This is a genomic window from Caballeronia sp. SBC1 (assembly GCF_011493005.1).
Taxonomy (GTDB): domain Bacteria; phylum Pseudomonadota; class Gammaproteobacteria; order Burkholderiales; family Burkholderiaceae; genus Caballeronia.
Genome location: NZ_CP049157.1, coordinates 1,806,186 through 1,830,894, shown reverse-complemented (window position 1 = coordinate 1,830,894; position 24,709 = coordinate 1,806,186). Strand labels below are relative to the sequence as shown.

At 59.1% G+C, this 24,709-nt stretch carries 18 protein-coding genes; 11 read left to right on the top strand and 7 right to left on the bottom strand.

The window, feature by feature from the left end; all coding sequences use genetic code 11:
- Positions 1-62: 62 nt before the first annotated feature.
- Entirely contained in the window at positions 63-1,379 is a 1,317-nt protein-coding gene (locus SBC1_RS26190) for an efflux transporter outer membrane subunit (RefSeq protein WP_241202185.1), read from the top strand.
- 216 nt (positions 1,380-1,595) lie between these two features.
- Here the strand turns inward: SBC1_RS26190 and SBC1_RS26185 are convergent, their stop codons facing one another.
- Positions 1,596-1,805, bottom strand: a complete 210-nt coding sequence (locus tag SBC1_RS26185; RefSeq protein ID WP_165100740.1) for a hypothetical protein — start codon at positions 1,803-1,805, stop codon at positions 1,596-1,598.
- Positions 1,806-1,889: 84 nt separating this feature from the next.
- Here SBC1_RS26185 and SBC1_RS26180 point away from each other — a divergent pair, with 84 nt between their 5' ends.
- Positions 1,890-2,681: an SDR family NAD(P)-dependent oxidoreductase gene (locus SBC1_RS26180; RefSeq protein ID WP_165100743.1), complete on the top strand. Its 792-nt coding sequence runs from the start codon at positions 1,890-1,892 to the stop codon at positions 2,679-2,681.
- 166 nt (positions 2,682-2,847) lie between these two features.
- Here the strand turns inward: SBC1_RS26180 and SBC1_RS26175 are convergent, their stop codons facing one another.
- Complete coding sequence (locus SBC1_RS26175; protein ID WP_165100746.1) at positions 2,848-5,760, bottom strand: PAS domain S-box protein; 2,913 nt, start codon at positions 5,758-5,760, stop codon at positions 2,848-2,850.
- Between the two features lie 1,005 nt (positions 5,761-6,765).
- A complete protein-coding gene (locus tag SBC1_RS26170) occupies positions 6,766-7,713 on the bottom strand; it encodes a LysR substrate-binding domain-containing protein (protein WP_165100748.1) in 948 nt (315 codons plus the stop codon).
- 109 nt (positions 7,714-7,822) lie between these two features.
- On the opposite strand from SBC1_RS26170, the gene SBC1_RS26165 reads away from it, so the two are divergent.
- From SBC1_RS26165 to SBC1_RS26155, 3 genes are all read left to right on the top strand, one after another.
- Complete coding sequence (locus SBC1_RS26165) at positions 7,823-8,920, top strand: tartrate dehydrogenase (protein ID WP_165100751.1); 1,098 nt, start codon at positions 7,823-7,825, stop codon at positions 8,918-8,920.
- Between the two features lie 228 nt (positions 8,921-9,148).
- On the top strand, positions 9,149-9,319 hold the full coding sequence (locus SBC1_RS26160) for a hypothetical protein (protein ID WP_165093762.1): 171 nt from the start codon (positions 9,149-9,151) through the stop codon (positions 9,317-9,319).
- Between the two features lie 87 nt (positions 9,320-9,406).
- Complete coding sequence (locus SBC1_RS26155; protein ID WP_165100754.1) at positions 9,407-10,720, top strand: MFS transporter; 1,314 nt, start codon at positions 9,407-9,409, stop codon at positions 10,718-10,720.
- Between the two features lie 703 nt (positions 10,721-11,423).
- On the opposite strand, the gene SBC1_RS26150 is transcribed toward SBC1_RS26155, so the two are convergent.
- On the bottom strand, positions 11,424-12,377 hold the full coding sequence (locus SBC1_RS26150; protein WP_165100757.1) for a LysR family transcriptional regulator: 954 nt from the start codon (positions 12,375-12,377) through the stop codon (positions 11,424-11,426).
- A gap of 173 nt (positions 12,378-12,550) precedes the next feature.
- On the opposite strand from SBC1_RS26150, the gene SBC1_RS26145 reads away from it, so the two are divergent.
- Entirely contained in the window at positions 12,551-13,906 is a 1,356-nt protein-coding gene (locus tag SBC1_RS26145) for an NAD(P)/FAD-dependent oxidoreductase (protein ID WP_165100760.1), read from the top strand.
- A gap of 41 nt (positions 13,907-13,947) precedes the next feature.
- Here SBC1_RS26145 and SBC1_RS26140 read toward each other — a convergent pair whose 3' ends face one another.
- On the bottom strand, positions 13,948-14,121 hold the full coding sequence (locus SBC1_RS26140) for a hypothetical protein (protein ID WP_165100763.1): 174 nt from the start codon (positions 14,119-14,121) through the stop codon (positions 13,948-13,950).
- 158 nt (positions 14,122-14,279) lie between these two features.
- Between SBC1_RS26140 and SBC1_RS26135 the strand changes: the two genes are divergently transcribed.
- The 5 genes from SBC1_RS26135 to SBC1_RS26115 all read left to right on the top strand — a co-directional run bounded on the left by SBC1_RS26135 (position 14,280) and on the right by SBC1_RS26115 (position 17,850).
- Positions 14,280-14,780 (top strand): hypothetical protein, encoded by a 501-nt coding sequence (locus SBC1_RS26135; protein ID WP_165097078.1) that lies wholly within the window; start codon positions 14,280-14,282, stop codon positions 14,778-14,780.
- Positions 14,752-15,150 carry a hypothetical protein gene (locus tag SBC1_RS26130; RefSeq protein WP_147408238.1) on the top strand — a complete coding sequence of 133 codons (399 nt, stop codon included), beginning with the start codon at positions 14,752-14,754 and terminating at the stop codon, positions 15,148-15,150. The genes SBC1_RS26135 and SBC1_RS26130 overlap by 29 nt, the downstream gene beginning before the upstream one ends.
- Positions 15,143-16,630 (top strand): IS21 family transposase, encoded by a 1,488-nt coding sequence (gene istA / locus SBC1_RS26125; RefSeq protein WP_165097075.1) that lies wholly within the window; start codon positions 15,143-15,145, stop codon positions 16,628-16,630. Before SBC1_RS26130 ends, istA begins: the two co-directional genes overlap by 8 nt.
- Entirely contained in the window at positions 16,608-17,408 is an 801-nt protein-coding gene (gene istB / locus SBC1_RS26120) for an IS21-like element helper ATPase IstB (protein WP_165097072.1), read from the top strand. The genes istA and istB overlap by 23 nt, the downstream gene beginning before the upstream one ends.
- Before the next feature lie 199 nt (positions 17,409-17,607).
- A complete protein-coding gene (locus tag SBC1_RS26115; protein ID WP_165100766.1) occupies positions 17,608-17,850 on the top strand; it encodes a hypothetical protein in 243 nt (80 codons plus the stop codon).
- Positions 17,851-19,224: 1,374 nt separating this feature from the next.
- Here the strand turns inward: SBC1_RS26115 and SBC1_RS26110 are convergent.
- Both SBC1_RS26110 and SBC1_RS26105 read right to left on the bottom strand, forming a co-directional pair.
- Complete coding sequence (locus tag SBC1_RS26110; RefSeq protein ID WP_165100769.1) at positions 19,225-20,658, bottom strand: NAD(P)/FAD-dependent oxidoreductase; 1,434 nt, start codon at positions 20,656-20,658, stop codon at positions 19,225-19,227.
- Entirely contained in the window at positions 20,642-24,205 is a 3,564-nt protein-coding gene (locus SBC1_RS26105) for an ATP-binding protein (protein ID WP_207958443.1), read from the bottom strand. Before SBC1_RS26105 ends, SBC1_RS26110 begins: the two co-directional genes overlap by 17 nt.
- Positions 24,206-24,709: the final 504 nt, after the last annotated feature.

Here is a 24,709-nt window from a genome sequence, read left to right as displayed (position 1 = left end):
TTACCCTCGGCGTTGCTCTGCTGCTGTCTGCTTGCGCGGGGCCCCAAGTAAAAGTTGCAGCCGTGCCCGATGTCGTGGAGCCCGCGGCATGGCAAGGCGATACCGCGCAGACGATCTCGCTGGATAAGGCCTGGTGGCGGCAATTCGGCGATCCGGAATTGACCGCGCTGGTGGAAAAGGCGCTTGCCAACAATACCGATATCGGCAAAGCAGTCGGCCGCGTGCGCGAGGCGCGCGCAGACGCACGGATCGCGCGTGCGGCGTTGCTGCCGACGCTCGACACCGGCTTCAATAATGCTGGGCGCTCCCGTGTCGTCAGCCCCTTTGGTACGCCGCTCGAATTGAGCACCGGACAAGTAGACATCGAGGCTGCATGGGAAGTGGATCTGTTCGGCCGGCTGGCCGATCAGCGCGCCGCGGCACGCGACGCGTATCTCGCCAGCGCGGCAGCACGCGACGCCATACGACTGTCAGTCGCCAGTTCGACGGCCAGCGGCTACATCACGCTGCTCAGCCTCGATGCACAGTTGAAGATCGCGCAGGCAACGCTCACCGCGCGCGCGAATTCGCTGCGCCTGGCTACAACGGAATTCGAGAATGGCTATTCGTCCCGGTTGGAATTGCAGCAAGCGCAGACGGAATATGATTCGACCGCGCAGCTCATCCCGCAAACGAGGCTAGCGATTACGCGCGCCGAAAATTCGCTGAGCGTACTCACCGACGATCTCCCAGGCGCTATCTCGCGCGGCGGGGTGCTCGATGCGCTGACCGAACCGGTCATTCCGCAGGCCCTGCCATCCGGGCTGTTGCGGCGGCGCCCCGATGTCGCTCAAGCGGAATACCAGCTTGCGGCAGCAGACAAGTCGCTGGCCGCGGCGCGCAAGAACTTCCTGCCACAGTTCAATCTGGCGGCCTCGTTCGGCCGGTCCTTCGGCACAGAACAGATATACCCGTTCAACATCTGGTCGTTGGGCGGCAGCATCCTCGCGCCGCTGTTCGAGGGGGGCAAGCTGACTGCCTTGGCCGAAAAGGCCGGTGCGCAGCGCGATCAGGCCGCGTTCGCCTATCGGGGGACTGCGCTGACCGCGATCAGCGAGGTTGAAACAGCGTTGTCCGCCGCTCAGCGTTTGGATGAGCAGTTGGTGATGGTCGTCGCCCAGCGCGATTCCCTGTCCGAACAGTTGCGGATCGCCACCAATCGCTATCGCGAAGGCTATGCGACCTATCTGGATCAGCTCGACGCGCAGCGCAATCTGCTTTCGGCGGAACTCGGTGTTGTCCAGCTTCGAGCCAATGCACTTGCAGCACGCGTGACACTCTATGAGGCGATGGGCGGTGGATGGAGCGCCGACATGATCGACAAAGCGGATGCAGATTAGTTAGTGCCTCCGTCTCCCGCTACACCCGGATTGGTGTGACCGGGGTATTTCAATCGGCTACAAATATCAAGCAGGACGGCGAATCGCAGTGCAAGGGCTCCGCTGCGGCGCAGCATCTGATCTTATCGGAGACCTGATGTCGACAAGCACCGGCAACGGAGATGTTGTGGATCGTCTCTACATCTAAAGCCGGTTGACTCAGGTAAACACAACGTTTCATACTAGAAAAAGGTTCACGACGAAAAGCAATGCATCGACCTTGCGGTCAACGCGCCGCAGGTATGGAACACGCAGGAACGTGTCGTCGGCTTCGAGCAGGCAATGCGCGAAGCGAAAGCCAAAGCTGTTGTTCGTGTCGTGGACATGACCATGCAGAAGGGCTTGGCGTCTGATGTCACACCAGATCTGCAAACGGGCCATTGTCATCCCGCGTATCCGTGCCGGTGTGCAGTCAATCGTCCGTCAATCTATTGTTGCCTGTATAACAGCGGGCAGAAAAACGGGGGCATTGTGAGTGAGCTAACAGGCAAAGGCGCGGTCGTGACCGGCGGTGGACGCGGTATCGGGCTGGCATGTGCACGGTTGATCGCCCAGCGCGGCGGATCCGTCGCATTGCTGGGCGAGGACCCTGACGTGCTGGAACAGGCAGCGGCAACGTTGCGCGCCGAAGGACTCAATGTCACCGCCATCGTCGCCGATGTTGGCATCGAGGACGAAGTTGCCGTCGCAATGGAAAAGTCCGCAGCATTTCTGGGTTCGATCGACATTCTGATCAATAATGCGGCGATTCAGCCCTATGGCACCGTTGCGTCCATGGGATCGGCTGAGTGGGACAACGTCATGCGTGTCAATCTACGAGGAACGTATCTGGCATGTCATCACGCCTTGCCATACATGCTCAGGTTACAACGCGGTTCGATCGTTAATATCGCCTCAGTACAAGCGCTTGCCAACCAGACCCGGGTGGCGGCCTATGCCACCTCGAAGGCCGGCATGCTTGCTCTGACGCGCTCTCTCGCCGTGGATTTTGGCCCTTCGGGCATACGTGCAAATGCAGTCTGTCCGGGTTGCATCGATGCGCCGATGACCCGCTTCGCGGCCGCTCAAACCGCTCCGGGGCGAGAGGAAGAAATCCTTCGTGAATGGGGTAAAGCGCAGCCGCTGGGCCGAATCGGGCGCCCGGAAGAAGTCGCTGAGGTCGTCGCCTTTCTGGCCAGCGATCGCGCAAGTTTTTGCACAGGAGCGGAGTTCAAGGTTGACGGAGGGCTGATGGCAAGCCTTGGCGTGACATTGCCGGAATGATAGGAACCGTGATTGTGCGGAATGCGCTAAAGAGCAAACCAACACTGTCACAACGGTTCGGAGGGAATCTGATCAAGCAGTGGGCAAGCAGTGGGCGCGTTTAACCCGTGCTAATTGCGTGCAAGCGAAATCAGCAACAATAGATCGATAGCTAGATTGAGCAGGATCACGAGTTTCCCGCAGCCTTAAGGACGGGAAGGCGTACCTTGATGGAGGTGCCGTGACTCGGCGAGCTCGCGACGTCGAGCTCACCGCCGAGCATAAGTACGCGCTCTTTCATTCCGGCCAGGCCAAATGATTTCTTGCCGGTCTTTGCCGGATCGAATCCACGGCCGTCATCGCGTACTTCCAGCAGGTAATCGCTCCCTTGTTGCTCCAGCGTAATGAACACTTGTTTGGCATCCGCATGTCGCGTGACGTTGGTTAGGGCCTCCTGGACGATGCGAAACAGCGCCACGGCCTGGTCTTCGGCAAGCTCCGGATTTTCTTCCGGTACGCACACGTAGCAGGCAATCTGGCCGCTCTGCGAAAATTCGGCGCCCAGCCATTCGAGCGCGGCGCCGATCCCGGCGTCGAGAGCCCCAGGGCGCAGAGAGGTAACAACATTACGTATCACCTGCATTGTCTTGTCGGCGAGGGACAGTATTTTTTGGACATGCTCGCCGAGAGCAGGATTGTCCTGGCCAAAACGGATGCGTAGAGTCGACACCCCCATGCGAAGCGCCGTCACGTGCTGGCCGAGTTCGTCGTGCATTTCGCGAGCAATACGCTTGCGCTCTTCCTCGCGCGCCGTCTCGCGTCGGGAGGTAAGCTCCCTTAGCAACTCGTATGACTCGCGCAAGCGCTGTTCGGCTTCCTTGCGCTCAGTGATGTCACGCCAGACAGTCAATACACTTTGCACGACCCCATGCGAATCGAGCTCCGGGACAGCATGGGCGTACCAGCACTGAGGCTCGCCATACCGGCTCCAGTTCACTTCGAATTTGGCCGCCACGCCGCTCTCCATGATCGCCTTGAGTTTCTCGTGAACATCCAGTGTGACTTCGTCCGTCACACCCAGTACGTCCGTAGGCTCACCTAGCAGCTTCTCGGCCTCGACGCCGCTCACGCGCACGAACTCCGGATTAACGTACGTACGACGACAGTTCAGGTCGTACCGGACAATTGCGTCCGGTGCATTTTCCGCAAGTGTGCGAAACGCCCGTTCGCTGTCGCGCAAGGCCAGCTCGGTCGTTCTCAGTCTAGTGATGTCGCGTCCAACGCCCAGCACGCTGACGACCTTGCCTTCCGCGTCCTTCTCCGGAAGATGCCGTGCCTCGAGTATGTGGACCTCCTCGACGGCTTGCCATCGCGTTTCATCTACGTTCGATTGCCCTTCGAGAAACGCACGCTGGATAGCCTGCTCAATACGCTCGGTCTGCTCCGCGTCGCGGGTCCAAAGCTCGCTCGGCCGCTTGCCGATCAAGGCTTCCTGCGGCAAGCCGTACGCTCGGGTTACGGCGGGATTGACGTAGAGATATCGGCCGTCGCTGTCGAACCGGGCAATGAAGTCCGGGAAGTTCTCGGTCAGTGTGCGAAAGAGCTGTTCGCTTTTCTTCAGGTCGTCAATGTCGCGACTAATGGCGAGCACGCTGGCGACCTTTCCATCGGGCGCAAATTCTGGAACGATCCGCATGTGCGTCCAGCGAATCCGACCCGCGGCATCGCGCAACCGCAACTCCTCGCGCGCTTCATTGCCCGTCTCGACCACGTGCTTCAACAGGTCCATATAGCGGGATGCATCGAGGAACGTCGACACTTCCGCCGGCGTGGTGCCAAGCATGGTTTTGTCAGGATGACGTACCAAATCGAGTAACGCCGGGTTGGCGTACACGCGGCGATACCCGAGATCGTAACGGGCGATATAGTCAGGCGAATGTTCGACGACGGCGCGGAATGCCTGCTCGCTTGCATAGAGTCTCTGTTCAGCTTCCTTGTGTTCGGTAATGTCCAGCCCGAGTGCAAGCGCGCCTACGATCTCGCCCGTTAAATCGCGCTCGGGGACGATGCGGCCGTGATGATGGCGCACGCCGTTACCAACATCGGGCAGCACGATGTCGAAATTACGTTCGATCCCGGTGTCGATTACCCGTGCGATCAACGCCTCATACCGAGCAAGATGGGAAGAGCGCGCGTGCTCTGTGGGTGTCTTGTCCAGCAAGTCCGCCAAGGGTTTGCGCAGAAGCTCCGCAAGCCCTGAATTCGCGTAGACAAGCTTGCATTGCCTGTCATAACGGCAAACAACGTCGAGCGTGCTTTCCGCCAGCCTGCGAAACCGCGCTTCGAGTTCCAACTGCGTTGTCAACAGCGACTCGGTCAGCTTGTGGGCCGTCAGGTCACGAGCAATCCCAACGATCCGGTGAACGCGCCCATAGCCGTCATGCACGGGCATAAGGATCGAGCGGTAGTGGTGACGCCCGCCTGGCAGATCGAGCGTGAATTCCTCGTCGGATGCCCTGCCAAAGTCAAAGCATTGCTGGTATTTCGCGGTCAGGATGTCAGCCGCTGCCTTCGGCACGATGTCGTCGATGAATCTTCCGATCAATTCTGTTCGTGCAAGACCGAGTGCTTGTTCGCCGGCCGGGTTGATCTCGAGAATGCGAAAGCGCCCTTGCGGCGTTGTTTCGAGCAGATAGAGCACATCGGAAACATTGTCGAAGACTTGCCGGTAGCGCTGCTCACTCTCGCGGAGCGCGAGCTTGGCACGCTCGCGCTCCGTGACGTCGCGGGCGAGCGCCAGGCAGTATTCCTGGCCGCCGTACTCGAAGTAGCTGGCATTGACCTCGACCGGTACCAACGTACCGTCCTTGCGGCAGTGCGTGGTCTCAACGACAAGCGAGCCCTTCTCACGCAGTACCTGCCAGGCTCCGACCAGCTTTTCGGCGGTCCAGTCCGGGTCGATATCCGTCACGGTCATCTGCAGCAACTCTGGGACACTGTACTGGAGCGTCCGGCAGGATTCGTCGTTGACGTAGACGAAACGCGAATTTACATCGATCAGGTAAGCCGCCTCGCGCACCCGATTGAGGGCGAAGCTCATCAGGTCCCCTGCCTCAATGCGTGCCGGCGATTCCCACCCCGGACTCTTGCAGTCTTTTGGATTCGTATTTGCCATGGAGTCAGGCGCGGATTCGGTCATACACTGGCTACCAAAAACTGAACGACACCCAATCTCGCTAGCAGCGGCAATTCGGGCGGCCAAGCAACTCGCGTGGGCGAAAGACCTGCTGCCAGACGAGATGGAAGATTGTGTTCCCAAACAAAATCAGAAGAGAACGCATTTCTCCAGGCTTGACTATCAGGATATCCCGCAGTGACATGACACGCGCGTCAATCGATATGAGATTTCCAGTCCCCTTCGCACCACGACATAAGGGGCGTGGTGGGCGCCCCAAGCAGGGATCCATCAGCAGGGATGAAAACGCGTTGACCCTGCCTGCCAGTGTGAAGCGCTTCGTCCACAAGCCGTTGGAATTCCGCGGTAACCGGCTCAAGCGATCCCGGCAGAATCCGCACCTCAACGCATTAAGTACTTAAGGAGATGGTCAGGCGGCCAAGTAGTCAGCATTCGTTATACTTATACAATTGTTCGGTATACGAATTATTAAAGATAAAAAAATAAACTGCCGAGCGCGTTAAAAACCTTGAGTAACACCTCTTCCAGCCGCAGCCGGCACCACGCTCGGTCATGAACAAGCCGCAAAGTGGCCCACGCCGAATCTTTTGACAATATTTTTGCCCAGGACACAAGACTTCGAACCGCCCGGGACTAGCGCGTCCTCGGTGATGGTTCCTAAGGCAGACTCATCTATCATATTTTGGATTACGAATGTTTATGAAGATCACATCGACAGAATAGTCGAAGCGGCACCGGGAAGTGACTCTCTGCCTTGCGGAGGCGGCGCTCGGGGAAGCAAATGAACGTCCTGATGTAGCCAGCCCGAGCCGACCGAAGAGGTGAATTTTGCTTCTTAGCGAAATGTGCGAATATCGCGTTTCGCGTCACATCGGCTTACTTGCCCTCAGACGGCTTTAACGCGGTAGGCTAGTTTTCTGTGTCATTCGCCGCATTCAATTCTTTCGACTCGCCCTGAAGTTCGAGGGATATGAAATCAACGAATGCCCTGATCCGATTTGACATTTGTTGCCGCTGAGAATAAACCGCGAAGATGTCGGCATCCGGCGTCTCATAGTCTGGCAGTACAGGAACAAGTTCGCCTGAATCGATGTACTCCCGTATGTCCCATTCCGCGCGCATCAGGATGCCATGTCCGGCAAGAGCCCATTTGACCGCAATCTCGCCATCGTTCGTGGTCAGGGTGCCGTTGATCCTCACAGCTTCCGTTTTGCGTGATGTCCCTCTGCCCGAGGACAACTTCCATACGCCATACGCTTCGTCACCCTGCCGGATGCCGATGCAGTCATGCTTGGTGAGCTCATGAGGCACGCGTGGAATGCCTCGTTTGGCCAGATACGACGGCGCGGCGCAAAGCAGTCGCCGATTGGGCGCCAGTCGACGAGCGACTACTCGCGCGTCAGGCGGCTCGCCAAATCGAATGCAGACATCGAACGCATCGTCGGTCAGCGGCGGCGGCGTGACGGATAACTGAAGCTGCACGGAGACCTGCGGAAACTTGGCAACAAAGCGGGAAATAGTCGGTGCGACGACGCTTCGTCCAAATCCCAGTGTTGCATTCACTCGCAGCAGCCCCTTCGGGCTTTTCTTCGCGCTGCCCAACAGTTCGGCAAGCTCGTCAATTTCATCGAGAATCCGACGCGCGTGCTCCAGGTAAAGCTCGCCCTCTGGGGTGAGCATCATTCTGCGTGTCGTGCGGTTGACCAGCGGTACGCCAGCGCGCGCTTCCATCGACGTCAGGTGTTTGCTCACTGCTGCAGGCGTGAGGCCCAGTTCGCGGGCGGCTGCACTCAGGTTTCCTGCCGCCGCAAGCGCAGAAAAGAAGCCCAAATCGGACGGTTGTACAGTTTCGCGCACGTTGTCACTTGTGAATTTAAGTTAAAAACGCTTTGAGTTTAGCACCGGTTTTTTGCGAAGTGGCGAGGGTAAAGTTCACTCACACCCACAACAGGTTGGAGACGGAAACATGAAGACATACCGCATTGCAACGATCCCCGGCGACGGCATTGGCAAGGAAGTCGTACCCGCTGGTGCTCAGGTCCTCGAGGCAGTTGCCAAGACCACGAAGTCGTTCACCTTCGAGTTTGAAAACTTTGACTGGGGCGGCGACTACTACCGCGAACACGGCGTCATGATGCCCGAGGACGGCCTCGACGCGATCCGCAACAAGGACGCCATCCTGTTCGGCTCTGCCGGCGATCCGGACATTCCCGATCACATCACGCTGTGGGGCCTGCGCCTGAAGATCTGCCAGGGCTTCGATCAATACGCGAACGTCCGTCCGACCCGCATCCTGCCGGGTATCGATGGCCCGTTGAAGCGCTGCGCCCCCGAAGACCTGAACTGGGTGATCGTCCGCGAAAACTCGGAAGGCGAATATTCCGGCGTGGGCGGCCGCGTCCACCAGGGCCATCCGATCGAGGCCGCAACGGACGTGTCGATGATGACCCGCGCCGGCGTCGAGCGGATCATGCGTTTTGCTTTCCGCCTTGCGCAATCCCGTCCGCGCAAGCTGCTGACCGTGATTACGAAAAGCAACGCACAACGACACGCCATGGTGATGTGGGACGAGATCGCGCTTGAGATCTCGAAGGAATTCCCCGACGTCAAATGGGACAAGGAACTGGTGGATGCGTCGACGGCCCGCATGATCAATCGCCCGGCTACCCTCGACACGATCGTCGCCACCAACCTTCACGCCGACATCCTCAGCGACCTCGCGGCCGCACTCGCCGGCAGCCTCGGCATTGCGCCGACCGGCAACATCGATCCGGAACGCCGTTATCCGTCGATGTTCGAGCCAATCCACGGTTCCGCATTCGACATCATGGGCAAGGGTCTTGCCAATCCGGTCGGTACCTTCTGGTCGGTCGTGATGCTGCTCGAACATCTCGGGGAATTCGACGCGGCCAGGCGCGTCATGCAGGCGGTCGAAGCGGTGACTGCGGACAAGTCCCTGCATACGGGAGACCTCGGCGGCACCGCAACGACCGCACAAGTCACGGCGGCCATGTGCGCGCTGCTCGACAAAGGCGCAGCCGCACCTGCAAGCGCTGCAGCGTAACCAGACCGACTCCGGGCCCCTGAGCATGCGTCTTATGCGTGTCGCATAGCGACCTCGTCAGGCGGCCCGAATCAACTCGCAGTCCGAGATTGAAACCGCAGTTTTCTGCGGCTGGGGAAGTGTTTGCCCCGCGTATCAATCAAAAGCAGGAGACAAGATGTTCCAGCCATCCAGTTCCAACCGATCCGCGCGCTCACAGTTCGTACGACTTGGACCACGAGCGCCGCAATGAACCGCGCCGACACCCCCACCCCGCCGGCGAACAAAAACCATTCCATTGCCGAGATAGACGGACTCCTAAACGATATGTTCAGCGCGGCGATCGCCGTTGCACAGCCAACGTTGCGTGTACCCGAATTCCTTCCATCACGCCCCAAGGGACGACTTATCGTGCGCTAACAAAGAGCCGCCGAAGCGGCCACCGCCCGCGCACCGCTGGCCGCATTTTCCATAGAGCACTGCTCACCCCTCCAAGGAGGAGACACAATGATTTCCGATCTCGAAGCCCGGGTCTCCCGAAAACTCATGCTGCGGATTATTCCGTTTGTCATGTTGCTTTATTTCGTCAGCTTTCTTGACCGCGTCAACGTCGGCTTCGCCGCGATGACCATGAACAAGGCCATCGGCCTATCTCCAACGGCGTTTGGTCTTGGCGGCGGACTATTCTTCGTCGGCTATTTCCTGTGTGAGGTTCCGTCGAATCTCATCCTCAATAAGGTCGGTGCACGACTGTGGATCGCCCGCGTGATGGTCACCTGGGGCATCGTCTCGGGCGCGTCCGCATTCGTGGTCGGTCCGAACAGCTTCTATGCTTTGCGGTTCATCTTGGGCGTTGCAGAAGCAGGCTTCTTTCCCGGCATCATCTTGTACCTGAGCCTGTGGTTCCCGTCGCGTCAGCGTGCGGTGGCGGCAGCATGGTTCATGGCCGCTGCGCCGATCTCCACGGCCATTGGTTCACCACTGTCCGGCGCGATCATGAAGCTGCCTCCGATCTGGGGTCTTGCTGACTGGCAAATGCTATACGTCTTAGAAGCTGTGCCCGCTATCATCCTCGGCTTCGTTGTCCTGAAATACATGACCGACTCGCCCAAACAAGCTCACTGGCTGCAACCGGATGAACGTGAATGGCTTGTCACCAAGCTTAAGACCGAGTCGGAGGCAAAGCAGTCGCATGCCGGTCACACCGCTGGCGCCTTGAGCGCATTGCTCGATCCGCGGGTTCTGGCGCTTGCATTGATCTACTTCGGAACGTCGGCCGGTCTTTATACGCTCGGTCTCTGGGCTCCTCTTATCATTCGCCAATACGGCTTCGGAAGCTTTGAAACGGGCTTGCTTGCCGGGGTACCCAGCATCCTCGCGGTCATTGTCATGATCTTATGGGCGAAGCATTCAGACCGCACCGTGGAGCGCACCTGGCACGTCGTCATCCCGTGTGTTGTCGCGTGCCTCGGTTTCGTACTCGCCGGCCAGGCTCAAACTGCCTTCGTGATCATCCTGGCACTCGTGATCGTGAACATCGGTATCAGCGCCGCGAAGGCCCCGCTCTGGGCAATGCCTAGCATGTTTTTGTCGGGCGCTGGAGCGGCCGCAGGGATCGCGATGATCAATTCGGTAGGAAATCTGGGTGGTTTCGTTGGCCCCTTCGCAATCGGCTGGTTGAAGAACGTGACGGGCGGCTATTCAGCGGGGCTGTATGTTGTCGGCACGACGCTCGCAGTGTCTGCTGTGGTGACATTGCTGCTAGCTCGACATTCAAAGCAGCATGAACCGGTGCCCGCCGGCGAGCGTCACGGTCATTGACGAAGCTGCGATGGACCGCTGCCAGACGAACTGGGTGCCACCCTCTTTCACACGAAAGCGTCCAAGTCTCGCTCAACTCGTTCAAGGTTCACTGCGCCCCGTCGGAGGACTAGACACGGGCGTAGCGCCTCATCGATCTTTGTCGGCAGCATTCACGCAATGAAAACACGAGCTCAAATGCGCTCAAGGACAGCGCCAGAAATGCGCGCGACCGGATCCTTCATGGTGGCGGACACAAAGGCTGAAACACGGCGTGCTCCCAGAATCCAGGAGAACAAACCACGAACCATTCCAATGACGCAAGAACGGAGTCACTAGTTGATTCGGCCCGGATTTCCGTTCCGCAGGAGCGGCGCAGTGGCCAAAGGCTGTGCCGCGCGTTACGGAAATGCTGTCTGACGACCCTACGGAGCGCCAAATTTAACCAACCTTTTTCCGGCGGTTCATAATCATCTCCAAGAGCCAAGCTTCGATGCAGGAACGAGCAGGACTCCGCGCGTCGTTCCCGGGTGCTGCCTCGTGTTCAATCGCGACGTAGACCGAAGGTTGCCGACACAAAAAACTGGCTGGAATTCGATTGTATGCAAGCAAGGATTAGGCGGAGCCTAAAGATGCGAAACGAACGAATGCAACAGGCTCATCGCCACTCGTTCGGCCATTGACTCTGACTGGCTCTAGCTGGCAGAACGGGACATCCTACACGTCAAACGGGCCGCCGACGCTTAGCCGCGGCAAGCGTGGGCAGCGGAACCGGGACGGCACCCGACATACCTTGATCGATGAGAAAATCACGAAACAGGCTTGCCACATGCGGCAAGCGCTTGTCGGAGACATGCATCACATACCAGTCCCGCTCAATTGGATTGCCTGGCAACGGCAGCAACGCGAGCAAGCCTGCCTGAAACTCCAGCGAACACGCGTGCAACGATAAAAACGAAATCCCAAGGCCCGCTTCAACAAGCTGCTTGATCGCTTCGTTACTCGATAGCTCTGAGCCAATGTGCAATTTATGGCCTTCCTGCTTGAACAGATTTTCGACAGTTGAGCGCGTACCCGAGCCCCGTTCACGCACGAACATATTTGCGCTTTTCAGATCGTCGAGGGACAAGCGCTTTTTTTTCATCAGTGGATGCAACGGCGAAGCGACAAACGCCATGGGATGTTTCGCGAATGGCGTGGCCGACGTGCGCAACTCTCGCGGCGCGCTGCCCATTATCGCCAGATCGATCTCATGCGTCGCCAGCATCCGAATGATGTCCGCACGATTGCCCACCTTCAACTGCACCTTCACCTGCGGCCGCTGTTCGGTGAAGCGCACCAGGAACGGCGGAATCAGATATTCGGCCGTGGTGATCGCGCCAATGCGCAGCGTTCCGCCCTGCTCTCCCTGCAGCGCGGCCAGGTCGTCGGCAGCGCCATTCCATAGATCAAGGATTTCAAGCGCATAACGCGCGAGGATTTCGCCCGCCGCCGTGAGCTGTATTCCCCGACCGACCCGTTGCAATAACGGCGCACCCGCTCCGTCCTCCAACAAGCGAATCTGCAGCGATACGGCCGGCTGCGTCAAACGCAATTCTTCAGCCGCGCGTGACACGCTGCCCAGCTTCGCCACGGTGTGAAGCGTTTTCAACTGGCGGAAAGTCGCTGCTTTTAGCATAAGTTATGACTTATATATTGAGTACAAACATTAAATTGTGCTGTGGTTTTAGCGGATTCTATACTCGGCCTCAGAGAATGTGTTGATGACCATGCGCAATGTCTCATCAGCATGTTCGTGGTAGTCCGGAAGAACGGTCCGATGCAACCCAACGCTTCAGGAGGATAGACACCATGGCCGCAATTGATCGACCAGCAACACGCACGAACCGCCAAAGACCGCATCGGATCGTTATCGTCGGGGGCGGTGTCGGCGGTCTTGGGCTGGCAACACGTCTTGGCGAGACGCTCGGAAAAGGCGGTGACGCGCAGATCGTGCTCGTTGACCGCTCGCCCACTCACTTCTGGAAGCCGCTGCTGCACGAAGCCGCGTCTGGACAAATCGACCCGGCCACGCATCAGCTTCAATATGCGGTGCAGGGACAACGCAATGGCTTCGAATTCGAGCAGGGCGAACTCGCCGGCATCGATCGCGCAGAGCGGCTGGCGATGATCGGCGCGACGCACGATGCCAATGGGCGCGAGATTCTGCCCGCGCGACAACTCGCTTTCGATACCCTGGTGCTCGCACTGGGCAGCGTGACCAACTTCTTCGGCGTGTGCGGCGCCGCCGAGCACGCGCTGCCGCTCGAATCGGTCGCGCATGCGGAAACGTTCAGGCGCAAGCTGCTGGACGCATGCATTCGCGCGAACCATGCACGCCGCGCGAACGCAGCACAAGCGGCCGCGCCCGTGTCGATCAACATTGTGGGTGCCGGCGCAACGGGGGTTGAACTAGCGGCTGCGCTGCGCGATACCGTGCGGCTGCTCAATCGCTACAGCTTGTTCGCGCTCGACCCGGTACGCGACTTCCGCATCCGGCTGATAGAAAGCAGCGCCCGGGTGCTGCCTGCGTTGTCCAACGAGATCTCCGATCGCGCGCAACAGATGCTCTGCGGTCTCGGTGTCGAGGTGCTGACGGACACGCGCGTCACCGAAGTGCGCACAGATGCAGTGTTCACGCACGGCGGCGTTCAACTACCGAGCGACATCGCTATCTGGACAGCGGGTATTGCCGGGCCACCGGTGCTGCGCGCGCTGGATGGCGTTGCCGTGAACCGGAGCGCACAGGTGCTCGTGAACCGCACGCTGCAGACCACAACCGATACGAACATCTTCGCGCTTGGCGACTGCGCGGCGTGTCCGTCGCACAGCGCGGATGCTTTTCTCGCGCCGCGCGCTCAGGTCGCACACCAGCAGGCGGAGTTCCTCGCGCGCGCAATGAAGTGCCGTGTCACTGGGCGCGCACTGCCGGAATTCACCTACCGCGACGCAGGCACGCTGGTCGGGTTCGGCAACAAAGGAACGATCGGGAGCCTCAGCGGGCCACGAGCTCAGCCCATATTCGTCGATGGCTGGCTTGCGACGATTGTGTACAAGCTGATCTATCGCAAGCACGTGATGACCCTTACGGGCTTCGCCAGGATGGCGTCCGATACGGCAAGCCATTGGTTGCGGCGGCGTGCGCATCCGTTGAGCAAACTGTACTGAGCAGGATACGGAAGGCAGATCCCGGCACTTACCCGGTTAGATCAGTAGGGACCGGGTTCTTCGCCGTGCACGTTCAAGCCAGCTAAATACTGCTCTAAACCGGCGACCTGTAAGCGTGCCAAGAAGCAGGCGGGGCTTTGTGTCATCGGCGTTCTGAAAGTCGTCAAAAATTGACGGCGTGAAAGTGTTTTTTCTTCCTGCATTTTCTTGCCCAAATTCATCTCTCTAGAACCTGGCTTTTCTTCGGTTCTTCGTCGCTTCTTCGTCGGTCTTTTCCTTGGCTGTGCTGATGACCCTGCCTGTTCTTCGCGCGCGCTGCGTGGGCTTAGCTCGCGCAGCGGCGCATGATCTGGCCCCAGGGAGGGGCCGGTCCATGACACGCCAAAGACAGCGTAAGTGCCTGGGTTGCGGGACGTTGTTCCGGCCGGATCCGCGCAATGTGCGGCACCAGCGGTATTGCTGCCAAGCCGCGTGCCGTCAGGCGAGCAAGGCGGCCAGTCAACGCCGGTGGCTTTCCCTACCTGAGAACCAGGACTACTTCCGCGGCGCGGAGAACGTCGTGCGAGTACAGCGCTGGCGTGGCGAGCATCCGGGGTACTGGCGGCATCCAGGCTCACCAGCGGCCGGTGCGTTACAAGATGACTGCCGCACGCAAGCCATTGAAATAAAAGAGGAATCCGCATTCTTAGTGGGCGAGGCGTTACAAGAGGCCTTATCGGCGCAACCGGCCGTGCTGATTGGGCTGATCGCCCATTTAACCGACAGTGCGTTACAAGAGGACATCGCGCGCAGCACCCGGCGACTGCTACAACTGGGAAAGGACATCTTGAGCGGGGGGCGCGAGCATGCCGATCAAGCGAGTCATCTGCCCTGAGCGGATGCGGCAGATTCCGGCGCACTTCAGCTGGGTCGATCACCGGCTGGTGCGCGAGCGGTATATCGAGCGCTGTGACGCGTGTGCCGCCGCGCTGTACCTGTTTCTGGTCACTGTCGCCGATGCCCAGGGCCTGAGCTATTACGCGGACACGTCGCTGGTGCATCGCCTGTCGATGGCGCCGGCGCGTCTGGAGATGGCCCGCAACGATCTGATCCGTATTGGCTTGATCGCCTGGCAAAGGCCGCTGTATCAGGTGCTGGCGCTGGATGCGCCGCCTCCTGAGTCGGCAGCGTCCCCGCGTGGCCACCCGGATGTGGCCACGCAGCTCGAGCGGCTGCACGCGGCGCTGGGCAAGCGCCATGCTTGACTATGAGGCGTACTGCAAGATCCGCGATTGCCATGATCGGCAGCACCTGACGATTACGCAAACGGCGCGCGCGCTCGGGCTGCATCCGCAAACCGTGACGAAATGGCTCAAGGCCGGTCAGTACCGGCCCCGCCAATCGCCCCCACGCGCCAGCCGACTTGATCCGTTCAAGGCGCAGGTGGTGCGTTGGCTTGACGGGCATCCGTACAGCGCGCAGCAGATCTTCCAGCGCTTGCGCGAAGTTGGCTTTGACGGTGGCTACACGATCGTGCGCGACTATGTGCACAAGGTTCGTCCGCCGCGGCGCCAGGCGTTCCTCAAGCTCGCCTTCGCCCCCGGCGAGTGCGCGCAAATCGACTGGGGCGAATACGGCTCGATTGGCGTCGGCTCGACTCGGCGGCGACTGTCGTTCTTCGTCATGGTGTTGTGCTACAGCCGCCTGATGTATGTGGAATTCACCGTGTCGCAGACGATGGAGCACTTCCTTGCGTGCCATGAGCACGCGTTCGCAGCCATCCATGGTTGCCCGAGGAAGGTGATGGTGGACAATCTGAAGTCCGCCGTGCTGCAACGCCTGGCGGGCGAGGCGCCAGTGTTCAATCCGCGCTACCTCGATGCGGCGCGGCACTGGGGTTTCGACATCGTTGCCTGCAACGTCGGCAAGGGCAACGAGAAAGGCCGGGTGGAAAACGGTGTTGGTTACGTCAAAAAAAATCTCCTCAACGGGCTCGAGCTATCCGAGTTCAGCGCGATCAACCCTGCGGCCCGACTCTGGCTCGACACCATCGCCAATGTGCGCATACACGGTGAGACGCATCAGCGACCCGCCGATCTGTTCGCCGCCGAACAAGCCCATCTGAAACCGCTCAATCCATTACCCTACGACGTTGCACGCATCGTGACGGTACGTGCGTCCAAGCAGTTTCGCGTGGCGTTGGACACCAACCATTATTCCGTGCCGGCACAGTACGCAAGCGAGCGCGTGACGCTCAAAGCCTATCCCGAGCGGGTCTGCATTTACCACGACAACTTGCTGATCGCCCGACATGCCCGCAGCTACGATCGCCGCCAGGACATCGAGGACCCCGAGCATCCGAAGGCACTCCTCGCACAACGCCGCAATGCTCGCGAACAGCGGTTGATGCTGCGCTTCCTGAGTCTGGGCCCTCACGCTCAGGCCTATTACGAAGGGCTCGAGCAACGGCGTGCCAATGCGCGGCAGCACATGCGCAAGATCGTCGCGCTGAGCGAGATCTACGGCATCGAGGCCCTCGCGCGCGCCTTGCAGGATGGGCTCTCGTTCCACGCCTTCAGTTGCGAGTACATCGCCAACATCCTCGAGATGAAAGCACGCGATTTGCCTGAACCCGGCGCGCTGCACCTGATCCGCCATCAGGATTTGCTGGACATCGAACTCGCGCAACCGGATCTCTCACGCTACGGACCGGAGCAGCCCCATGACGACGAAAGCTCAACGTAACACCACAATCGCGCACCCGAGCGAACTCGCCATCGATCCGTTGCGCACGCAGCTCACGGGACTACATCTGGGCTACGTGCTGCAACATTACGAGGCGTTGGCCACCGAGGCGGCGGCGCAGCACTGGTCGCATGTCGACTATTTAGCGAACCTGATCGAAGGTGAAGCGCATCAACGCGAGGATCGCAGTATTGCTCGGCGGGTCGCGCTCGCCCGTTTCCCGGTGCTCAAGACGCTCGATCAATTCGAATGGAATTGGCCCAGCAAGATCAATCGGCTGCAGATCCAGAATCTGTTTCGCCTGAACTTCATCGAAGAGCGAGCCAACGTGATCTTCCTCGGTGGCGTCGGGCTCGGCAAGAGCCATTTGAGTATCGCGCTCGGACATACCGCCTGTCTGCGCGGCTACTCTGTACTCTTCGCCACCGCGGTCGATATCATCAACTCGGTGAACGCCGCATACGCGCATGGCGGGCTCAAGCGTGAACTGCGCCGCTACGTCAAACCGCGCGTGCTCATCGTCGATGAGCTGGGATATTTACCCATCGATAAACAGGGTGCCGACGCGCTGTTCCAGATCATCAGTCAGCGGTACGAGCATGGCGCAACAATCCTCAGTTCAAATCGAGCGTTTAAGCACTGGGCCGAGATCTTCAACCACGACAGCACGCTGACCTCCGCGTTGCTCGATCGCGTCCTCCATCATGCCGAGACCGTCGTCATCGAAGGCAAAAGCTATCGCATGAAAGACCAGAGTGATCCTGAACCCACCACTTGATCATCTCGCCATGGTGAGTTTCAAACCGTCCGTTTTACTTGAAATTGACGCCGCCGCTGACACTTTGACTCGTTGCCGGCTCCAATCGGTAACTGCGTGTTACCAATCTCGCAAGCCGGTTGCACTTGTGAGCGCGAGTCACCCATAGACTCCAGCGACTGGACGGCATCGTAGTCCGACTATCTTTTTGGAGCTACACATGAACACACGCAATGTGGTCACTGCAATATCGGCGCTGACATTACTTACGGCCGTCGGCACGGCGCACGCGGCGGGATGTTTGAAAGGCGCGGTTGTCGGCGGAGTGGCCGGCCACGTTGCGGGCCACCATGCGGTTATCGGAGCCGTGGGTGGTTGCATCGTGGGGCATCACTATGCAAAGGAAAAGGAGAAAGAGCGGGCGGTCGCCGTGAGCCAACGCTCCGCGGTCGCACCGTCCTGATGGCTGGTAGTAGGTAGCGCGTATCGAACGCACAGACTAATGCGTCATGCTCGGTTCAAGAGACGGGTTGCTTCGCTGCGTCCCGCCTTGAGTCGAGGATGGTCGTATAAGGGGCTTGGACGTTCACCACCTCATCAATTGGAGAGACCCATGCTGCGAGTCCGTAGCCTTCGAGTTACCGCGCAGTTGGCAGACACAGAGATGTGCGCCGAATACTGCGCGCAGACCGGACACCTTCGCATCCTTAAAGATGGTGCTCTCGTGCGTGAGTGGTTTCCGCCAAATTCGTGGATGGCCATTGCGTCAGTCGCTGGCGCTCGCAATTGGGGAACTCGGCCCGATTCGAATGAGCTTCGCGCGTTGCTGGAAAGCCAGATGTTACTGCTGCACATAAGCTAGTCGTCGCGGGCGCCTGGGTGTAGCAACCAGAGCAGTTGCCGCCGTTGCCATTTGCTGATTTTCCTCGAAGAGACGTAATTCCGTTTGGTAGCGCCTTTGGCAGTGCCTTTGGTCACGCCACCTGCCGTCACTGGGCCAAGCGTCGCAGCTCGCCCTTTTATCACACGAAAATGTCCTCGCCAATCCGTTGGGCGTCCAGGTCCCTGACAGCTCAAAGCAGCATCGCGGACGGCCCGCCCTTGGATAGTAAAAAGAGAAGCCATGCTTTGCCTGATATCCGGCGACCTGATTACTTTAAGTACCTGCTGACACGTGTCACCGCCTATTTGAATACCTTGCCAAGGCCGCGGGTGATCGCTGAAGTTCGCGCAACGGGTACATGAACGGCGACCGCAGCAATTGCTGCCCGCACCCGCCGACGTTCGATGAACGCAGTGCGCCCCATTCAACGCGTCGACCGGAATCCCGAAATCAACATTGCCGAGCAACGACCGGGGCGACGTCCGCCCTCGGCTCCCTCAAAACGACGAAAGTGCATGTGCCAAAGTGCATGTGCCAATTACGCCGAGGCGGCGGTCGGGAAAGATAACGCGCTTCAAGACACACGGTTTTCGAAGAAATCGCGTCGATGCAAGGGAATATCGCCATCATTGAAGCAAGTTCTCTTGATTCCCGCCCACACGCGGCCTATTTTTAACATTGTGTCCTTTCGACACGTAAGGAGGTCAAAATGCCATCGCCCAAAAAGGCTTCACCAAGTCACGCGGCCGAAACCGATATGCCGAGCAGGAAGAAGGAAGTTGCAGCACCCAGCAAGTCCCTCGGGAAGACGCAAGATCAAAAGGGTGCGCAAGTAACGCAGCGTTCGAAGAGCAAATCTAAAGGCTGAGCGGCCTGCCCTCGTCTGCGCGAGGGTGGGGGCGCCTCGCCACAGCGGGGCGCCAGGTTGTCGCAACGCTGCGTGAGTTCTCCCGGTCATTGAAGCTTCGCAAGAATCGCCTCGGCCGCCTTGCGGCCGGTTTCGACGGCGCCGTTCATGAAACCCTGGAACGCCAGGCTGCAGTGCTCGCCGGCAAAAAACAGATTGCCGGCTGGCTCGCCTTCCCACCCGGCCAAGGTGGTCCATTGTCCCGGCTTATAGCAGGAGTAGGAACCGCGAGAGAGCGGATTGATACACCATTCGGTCGCTACACTGACACCCGTATGGCTTTGCTGCATCCCGGGAAACAGTGCATCGGCCTCACGCAGGTACTCTGTGGCCCGGGTTGCCTGATTGCCGGTACTGAGTTGCTTAGCGGTCGCACCGCCAAGAAAGAAGGTGTAGGAACTGCCGCCCTCCTGTAGACGGCTCGAGTCCCAGCCGGTCTGAAACGCAAGGTCCGAATAAGCTCCGCCGTCGCGCCCCTGGTCACGCCAGACGGAGGAACCCAGCCCAACAATGAGCTTTTCGCCGCTGCCGTATCCGAGCATATCAATTGCGTGGCGTTTCGAAGGCGGTAGATCAAGTCGCAGTTCGATGTCCCGCAACACGGTAAACGGAATCGCCAGTACAACGAAATCAGCGTCGATACTCTTGCTGCCGCTATCGCGGACGAAGTCCAGGCCAAGTCCTGTGCTGTGCTCGCGCACCGCTACCAGCCGATGTTCCAATTCGACTCGCCCATCCAACCGCTCGGCGAGCGCGTGGGCGATCCTCTCGTTGCCACCAAGGACCTTGAAGCGCTCGTCGCTGTCTCCAAAGATACTGAAACCCGCCGACGTATCGAGCGGCACCACGGAGAGCAGGTTAAGACACGACTGTTCTCCGATATCGGCTCCGTACTCGGTCGCGTAGGCCACGTCCAGCAGCGCACGCAACCAGCCGCCAGCACCTGCCCGATCCAGATATTGCGCAATCGACATGCGGTCGAACTCAACATCGAGGGGCAAGTGGCTGGTCGCCGAGATATCGGGCGAAAGTGTCTCCATGTCGGCGCGCATCCGCGCGGCCAGAGGGGCGAATTCGGTGATCACCTGGGCTTCCGAATAGTGCCTGCCGCCAAAGAAGTACGACGGCACGAGCGCATGCTCGGAGTCCACCTGCGTGTCGATGAGTGGAATGCCAAACTCCCTGACGAGCGCAAGCATGTCAGTGTGAGTGCTATCGATAAACTCGCCGCCCAACTCAGTCACAAGCCCCGGGGCTAGCCGGCCCACGACCGACTGTACCCGCCCACCGACCCGGCCCGAGCCCTCGTACACCGTGACCTCCACTCCCGCCTGCGTCAACCTCCATGCGGCGGTGAGCCCGGCCAAGCCTGCTCCCACCACGGCAACACGGGGGCTGGCCGAAGTTGATCTCGTCGCGTTCGCGCCGGGCGACACGGCTGTGTCTTCTCGACCGGCGCCCTGCTTACGTTTGTGCGTCATCGACGTACTCCACATGACGGGCGCGCAACTCCTCCCGGCGAATGCTGTCGATCCGCAAGAGAAATGCCTCGCGGCTGAGTTTATAGAACGGCTTAACTTCAGAATTACCCAAGTATGTCGAGTACTGCTGATCTGGGCCGAGCCACTCCTTGGCCTTGGAACCCTTCTTTGCCTTGGAACCGGTCTTCACCTCGGCGCCGTTGCGATCGAGAAACGAGAACAACAAATAAATGTACTCCAGTTCCCAACAGTCACTAGCGTGCTCGATAGCGTGCCGCAATTGCGGTTCGAATTCTTGCAATATCGCGTCGCGTTGCTCCTGTTCAGCGAGTCTCACCCACGCGAAAAATTCATCGAAGCATATGCCCCGCACGCGCGAATTCGCGTGCGCGAAATTGTCTCTTAGCGCACGCCGAAGCCGCTTGTAATCGTCCAGCTCCCGCACGTTGAACGCGGCATCCACCGTGCCATAACGCACGCGCCAATAGGCGTCGCGCTCGTCCAGCAACTCGTCAATCAGGCTGAGGTGGGCAATGTCCTCCTGCGCCAGGTCCGCTACTACCGACGTGGCGGCCTCGGCCACGGCCCAGAGCGAATGAGAAAACAGCACCTTGATGATGTCTTTGGCAACACGCCTCGTTTCGGCGTTTTTCTTCAAGGCGGCAAGCAATGCCGGGAAGGCATTTCGCACCCGCGGGTCGCCTGCGGCAAGCTTGTCGTAGGCTTTCAGGAGCGTGAGCAGCGGTTGATCCTCTCCTCCGCTTCCATTTCCATTTACATACGGATCGGCAAGCAGCCGATTTAGCAGCTTCGTGGTTTCATCATGCTCGCTTGCGCACTTCAGCAGCCTGGGATTAGCGGCGCCATCGGTCAAATGCTTTTCCGTCAGGACTTTGAAATCATCAATATCGATCGCATTGTTTTCCCAGATGGGATTCCAGAACACGTCGCCGTGGATCAGACTCACAATCTCGCCTTTCTTGTCATGCGCCAAACTGACCAGCAGCTCGCCAAGGATCATTCGTTCTATATTCGTCTCGCTGCCGGACCAACGCGAAATAACGTCGCTATCGATCAGATCAGGATTAGCGATGAATATCTCCTGCAGCGCATAGCCGGCCGTCTCGCGTTCCTCGATATTCTTGCCGAGCGCCTTCGCCTTGATTTCCGCCATCAGTTTTCTTCGCCTTGGCACGCTCGCGATCTGGAATACGTCACTCAACGCCTCGCCTACCGTGTGTTTCGCCACCATGTCGTACGGAGTAATGAACCGGTCGCGGATGCCCTCCTTGTTGGGACGCCACCACTCTTCGTAGTTGAATTCAATCAGGATACGCAGGACTCCGCTGTATATGCCTGTTTCATAGGTGTCGAAGATAATGTTGGCAAGCGCCCGTGGCGACATGGCCCGCGCGGCGGCATCCCGCGCCTTGCGCTCGGCGTCAGACAGCTTGTCCGAAGTCCGTTCCTCCAGCCAGTTGTGCAGGGCGAGCCCAACCTTCCTGCTGGTCACCGACGAAAGGTAGCCGCGTGGGAAGGATGTCTGCCGGTCCGCCCGGGTTTTCAGGTGATCGAGCAGCTTGACTGCCTCGGCTATTTTGTTGGCCTCGAGCAGGTGCACCACGCCGTGGCGCGCAAAGTACACAGCGAATGGCCCAGCTTCCTCCAATGACGCGCACGCACAGGCCCGGCTTACCAGCCACTCCTGCGCCAGTTTCACTGAGTCGCTGGTCGCCGCATCCTCTTCGAGGTGTTGGCGCAGCGAGTGGTGGTAGAGGCTGTAGCTGTTTCCCGTTTGTCCGTCTGTTCCTCCGCGCAACATGGTCGACAACTTGAGAATGACGGTTTCAAACCAGTCGTCGGCACTCGCCGTTTCTGAAAGATAACTCCGAAGGCGCAACAAGATCTGCTCTTTGGAAAGCGGCTCCTTGGCAATGGCTATCAGGCACAGGACCGGTGTGAGAAGCGTCTGTTCAACACCGATGTCCTGCTGTTTAAGAAGCTGCCGGTAGTAGGCTGTCAGGCCTTCTGGGAGTGGCTCCCGCCCGTCCAGCTTCACCAATCGACCGGCAAGAATATCGAGCACCACGTACCTGACATAAAGGGGCAGCCCCTCCGATCGCTTGGTGACAAGATCGACAAACTCGCTGTCCACCTTGTCCGAACAGACCTGCAGGTCCAACGGACCCCGCTCGATGTAATACATCTTGCCGCGTGTATCGTCGACGAGCCACGAAGTACTCTTTGCACCTTTATCCCCTGCGCCAGGCTGCGTGCGTTGACGGATAGGGTAACTACGAGCCGACGCGCTGAGCTCGTATCCTTTACCGGCAAGTTTGGTGAACACCGCGGCGGGTACGATACCCGCGTCGAGTTGCGTCGTGAATTCCCTGGACGAAGGCAGCGGAAACAGTTCGGTCCGTGTAGTCGTGTCGTTGAGGAGAAGCGCGTTGCGCGCGGGGCCGGTCTGGTCAAGCAAGATCGCGCGAATGTCCTCGTCGGTCATCTTCTCGAGTCCGTCTCGGAAGATGTCATCGGCTCCGGCGTCCTTCAGCCTCTGGGTAAGCAATGAATTGCGAGAATGCGCGCGGCCGGCCAAAAACCACGTGACGTTGCCGCGATCCGCAAACTCGTGTGCGAGCTTTATGCAAACGTCGGATAGAAACGCCGGGTCGAGCTCGTCAATCTCGTCAATCCCGTCAAGGACGAAGATGCATTTGACATCGCGCGGAAGCACGGTAAGCGCTCGGTGCAATGCTTCCGACTTGTAGTCCCCAAGCCCGGCGGTCTTGTTCGTCCGGGAAATACTGCGCGATGCCAGCATAAAGAACTGTTCGCGCGAGCATCTGGGGTCTCCCCGCCGAAACCGGTACGGCACGATCCGCAGCTTCGCGCCGGACGACTCTTTCGCTTCCGCCACCAGGCGATGCGCGACCTTGGCAACAAGGATCGACTTCCCAATGCCAGCTGTTCCCGAAAGCCAAAGCAGCGGGATGGGAGTGCGCGGGGGTGCACGGACCAGGTCAAGCACCTGCTCCAGCACATTCTGGCGCCCCACAAAGAGCTTTGCGTCCTTGCTGATCTCTCGTCTGAAGCTCTCTGCTGCGTCGTTGCTGCGCAAGTTCGAGCCCGTGGCTGCTCCTGGGGGAAACATCTCCATGAACCTGGCTGTCGCGTTCGCTCTGCTCGAACTCCAGTAAGCCAGGCGCAAGCCGATGGGAGTGTAGTGAAAGCCTTCAACGTTGCTGCGCCGCGCGTAGATTTCGACCACCGTATCCCTTGGCAATAAATTCTGTGTCGAAACCCATGGGATGCCATATCTGACGAGGGGCCAAATCACCATGCATCGATCACGCCGGACCACGATGACTTCATCTTCATTCAGGTCTCGTCCGAGCGTTACCGGGTCCACGACGCACCGAGGCACTTTTCCACGTAGAACAACTAACTTGCCGTCCGGTGAGCGCGCGTAGAACGACAAGTCGCCGAGCCAGTGGAAGCGCTGCAGAAACGCGTTGATTCTGTCTTCCCACGCATCCAGCAGCATGGCGGCCGCCCCGTCGGTCAGTCCCCCTCCATGAGCCAGACGGTTTCGAAGCGCTGAAAACGAGGTAAGCATGTCCGGCCCGTCGCTGGTGCGAACGGCCTTCGCTCCGTCGAAAAAATCTGCAATGACCACACGCATGTCGCGTAGCTCGACGAGCACGCTGTCAGCGGGCGAGATCGCGCCGATCAGATCGATCAGCATGGATTTCCAGAGTCCTAGCGTGGGCCGCTCTATTCGGTCGCGCAGCGAATCGACGAGAGTCGCTTTCAATTTGTTTCCTGCGTACAGCTCACCTATGCAGGTGAGAACGAGCAGCCGGACAAGCAGTTCGACCGCCTCGCAAGCGTGCCAGAGCTTGAGCAAGTGCAACCTTTCGTCGTTTTCGTTTTTATATTCTTTTTTGTAATCGACGATAGCAATGGCGAGTGGTGTCGGCAGCGCAGCAATGCGCGTCTCGTCAAAAATCGAATTTTCCTGGTCGGCCATAAGTCCTCACTTGAACTC

Coding starts and splice junctions, on each gene's coding strand:
- SBC1_RS26185 (WP_165100740.1), bottom strand. CDS start 1,805: ATGACAATGGCCCGTTTGCAGATCTGGTGTGACATCAGACGCCAAGCC.
- istB (WP_165097072.1), top strand. CDS start 16,608: ATGACGACGAAAGCTCAACGTAACACCACAATCGCGCACCCGAGCGAA.
- SBC1_RS26145 (WP_165100760.1), top strand. CDS start 12,551: ATGGCCGCAATTGATCGACCAGCAACACGCACGAACCGCCAAAGACCG.
- SBC1_RS26175 (WP_165100746.1), bottom strand. CDS start 5,760: ATGAGCTTCGCCCTCAATCGGGTGCGCGAGGCGGCTTACCTGATCGAT.
- SBC1_RS26130 (WP_147408238.1), top strand. CDS start 14,752: ATGCCGATCAAGCGAGTCATCTGCCCTGAGCGGATGCGGCAGATTCCG.
- SBC1_RS26105 (WP_207958443.1), bottom strand. CDS start 24,205: ATGCTGCTGGATGCGTGGGAAGACAGAATCAACGCGTTTCTGCAGCGC.
- SBC1_RS26165 (WP_165100751.1), top strand. CDS start 7,823: ATGAAGACATACCGCATTGCAACGATCCCCGGCGACGGCATTGGCAAG.
- SBC1_RS26110 (WP_165100769.1), bottom strand. CDS start 20,658: ATGACGCACAAACGTAAGCAGGGCGCCGGTCGAGAAGACACAGCCGTG.
- SBC1_RS26135 (WP_165097078.1), top strand. CDS start 14,280: ATGACACGCCAAAGACAGCGTAAGTGCCTGGGTTGCGGGACGTTGTTC.
- SBC1_RS26160 (WP_165093762.1), top strand. CDS start 9,149: ATGAACCGCGCCGACACCCCCACCCCGCCGGCGAACAAAAACCATTCC.
- SBC1_RS26155 (WP_165100754.1), top strand. CDS start 9,407: ATGATTTCCGATCTCGAAGCCCGGGTCTCCCGAAAACTCATGCTGCGG.
- SBC1_RS26150 (WP_165100757.1), bottom strand. CDS start 12,377: ATGCTAAAAGCAGCGACTTTCCGCCAGTTGAAAACGCTTCACACCGTG.
- SBC1_RS26115 (WP_165100766.1), top strand. CDS start 17,608: ATGAACACACGCAATGTGGTCACTGCAATATCGGCGCTGACATTACTT.
- istA (WP_165097075.1), top strand. CDS start 15,143: ATGCTTGACTATGAGGCGTACTGCAAGATCCGCGATTGCCATGATCGG.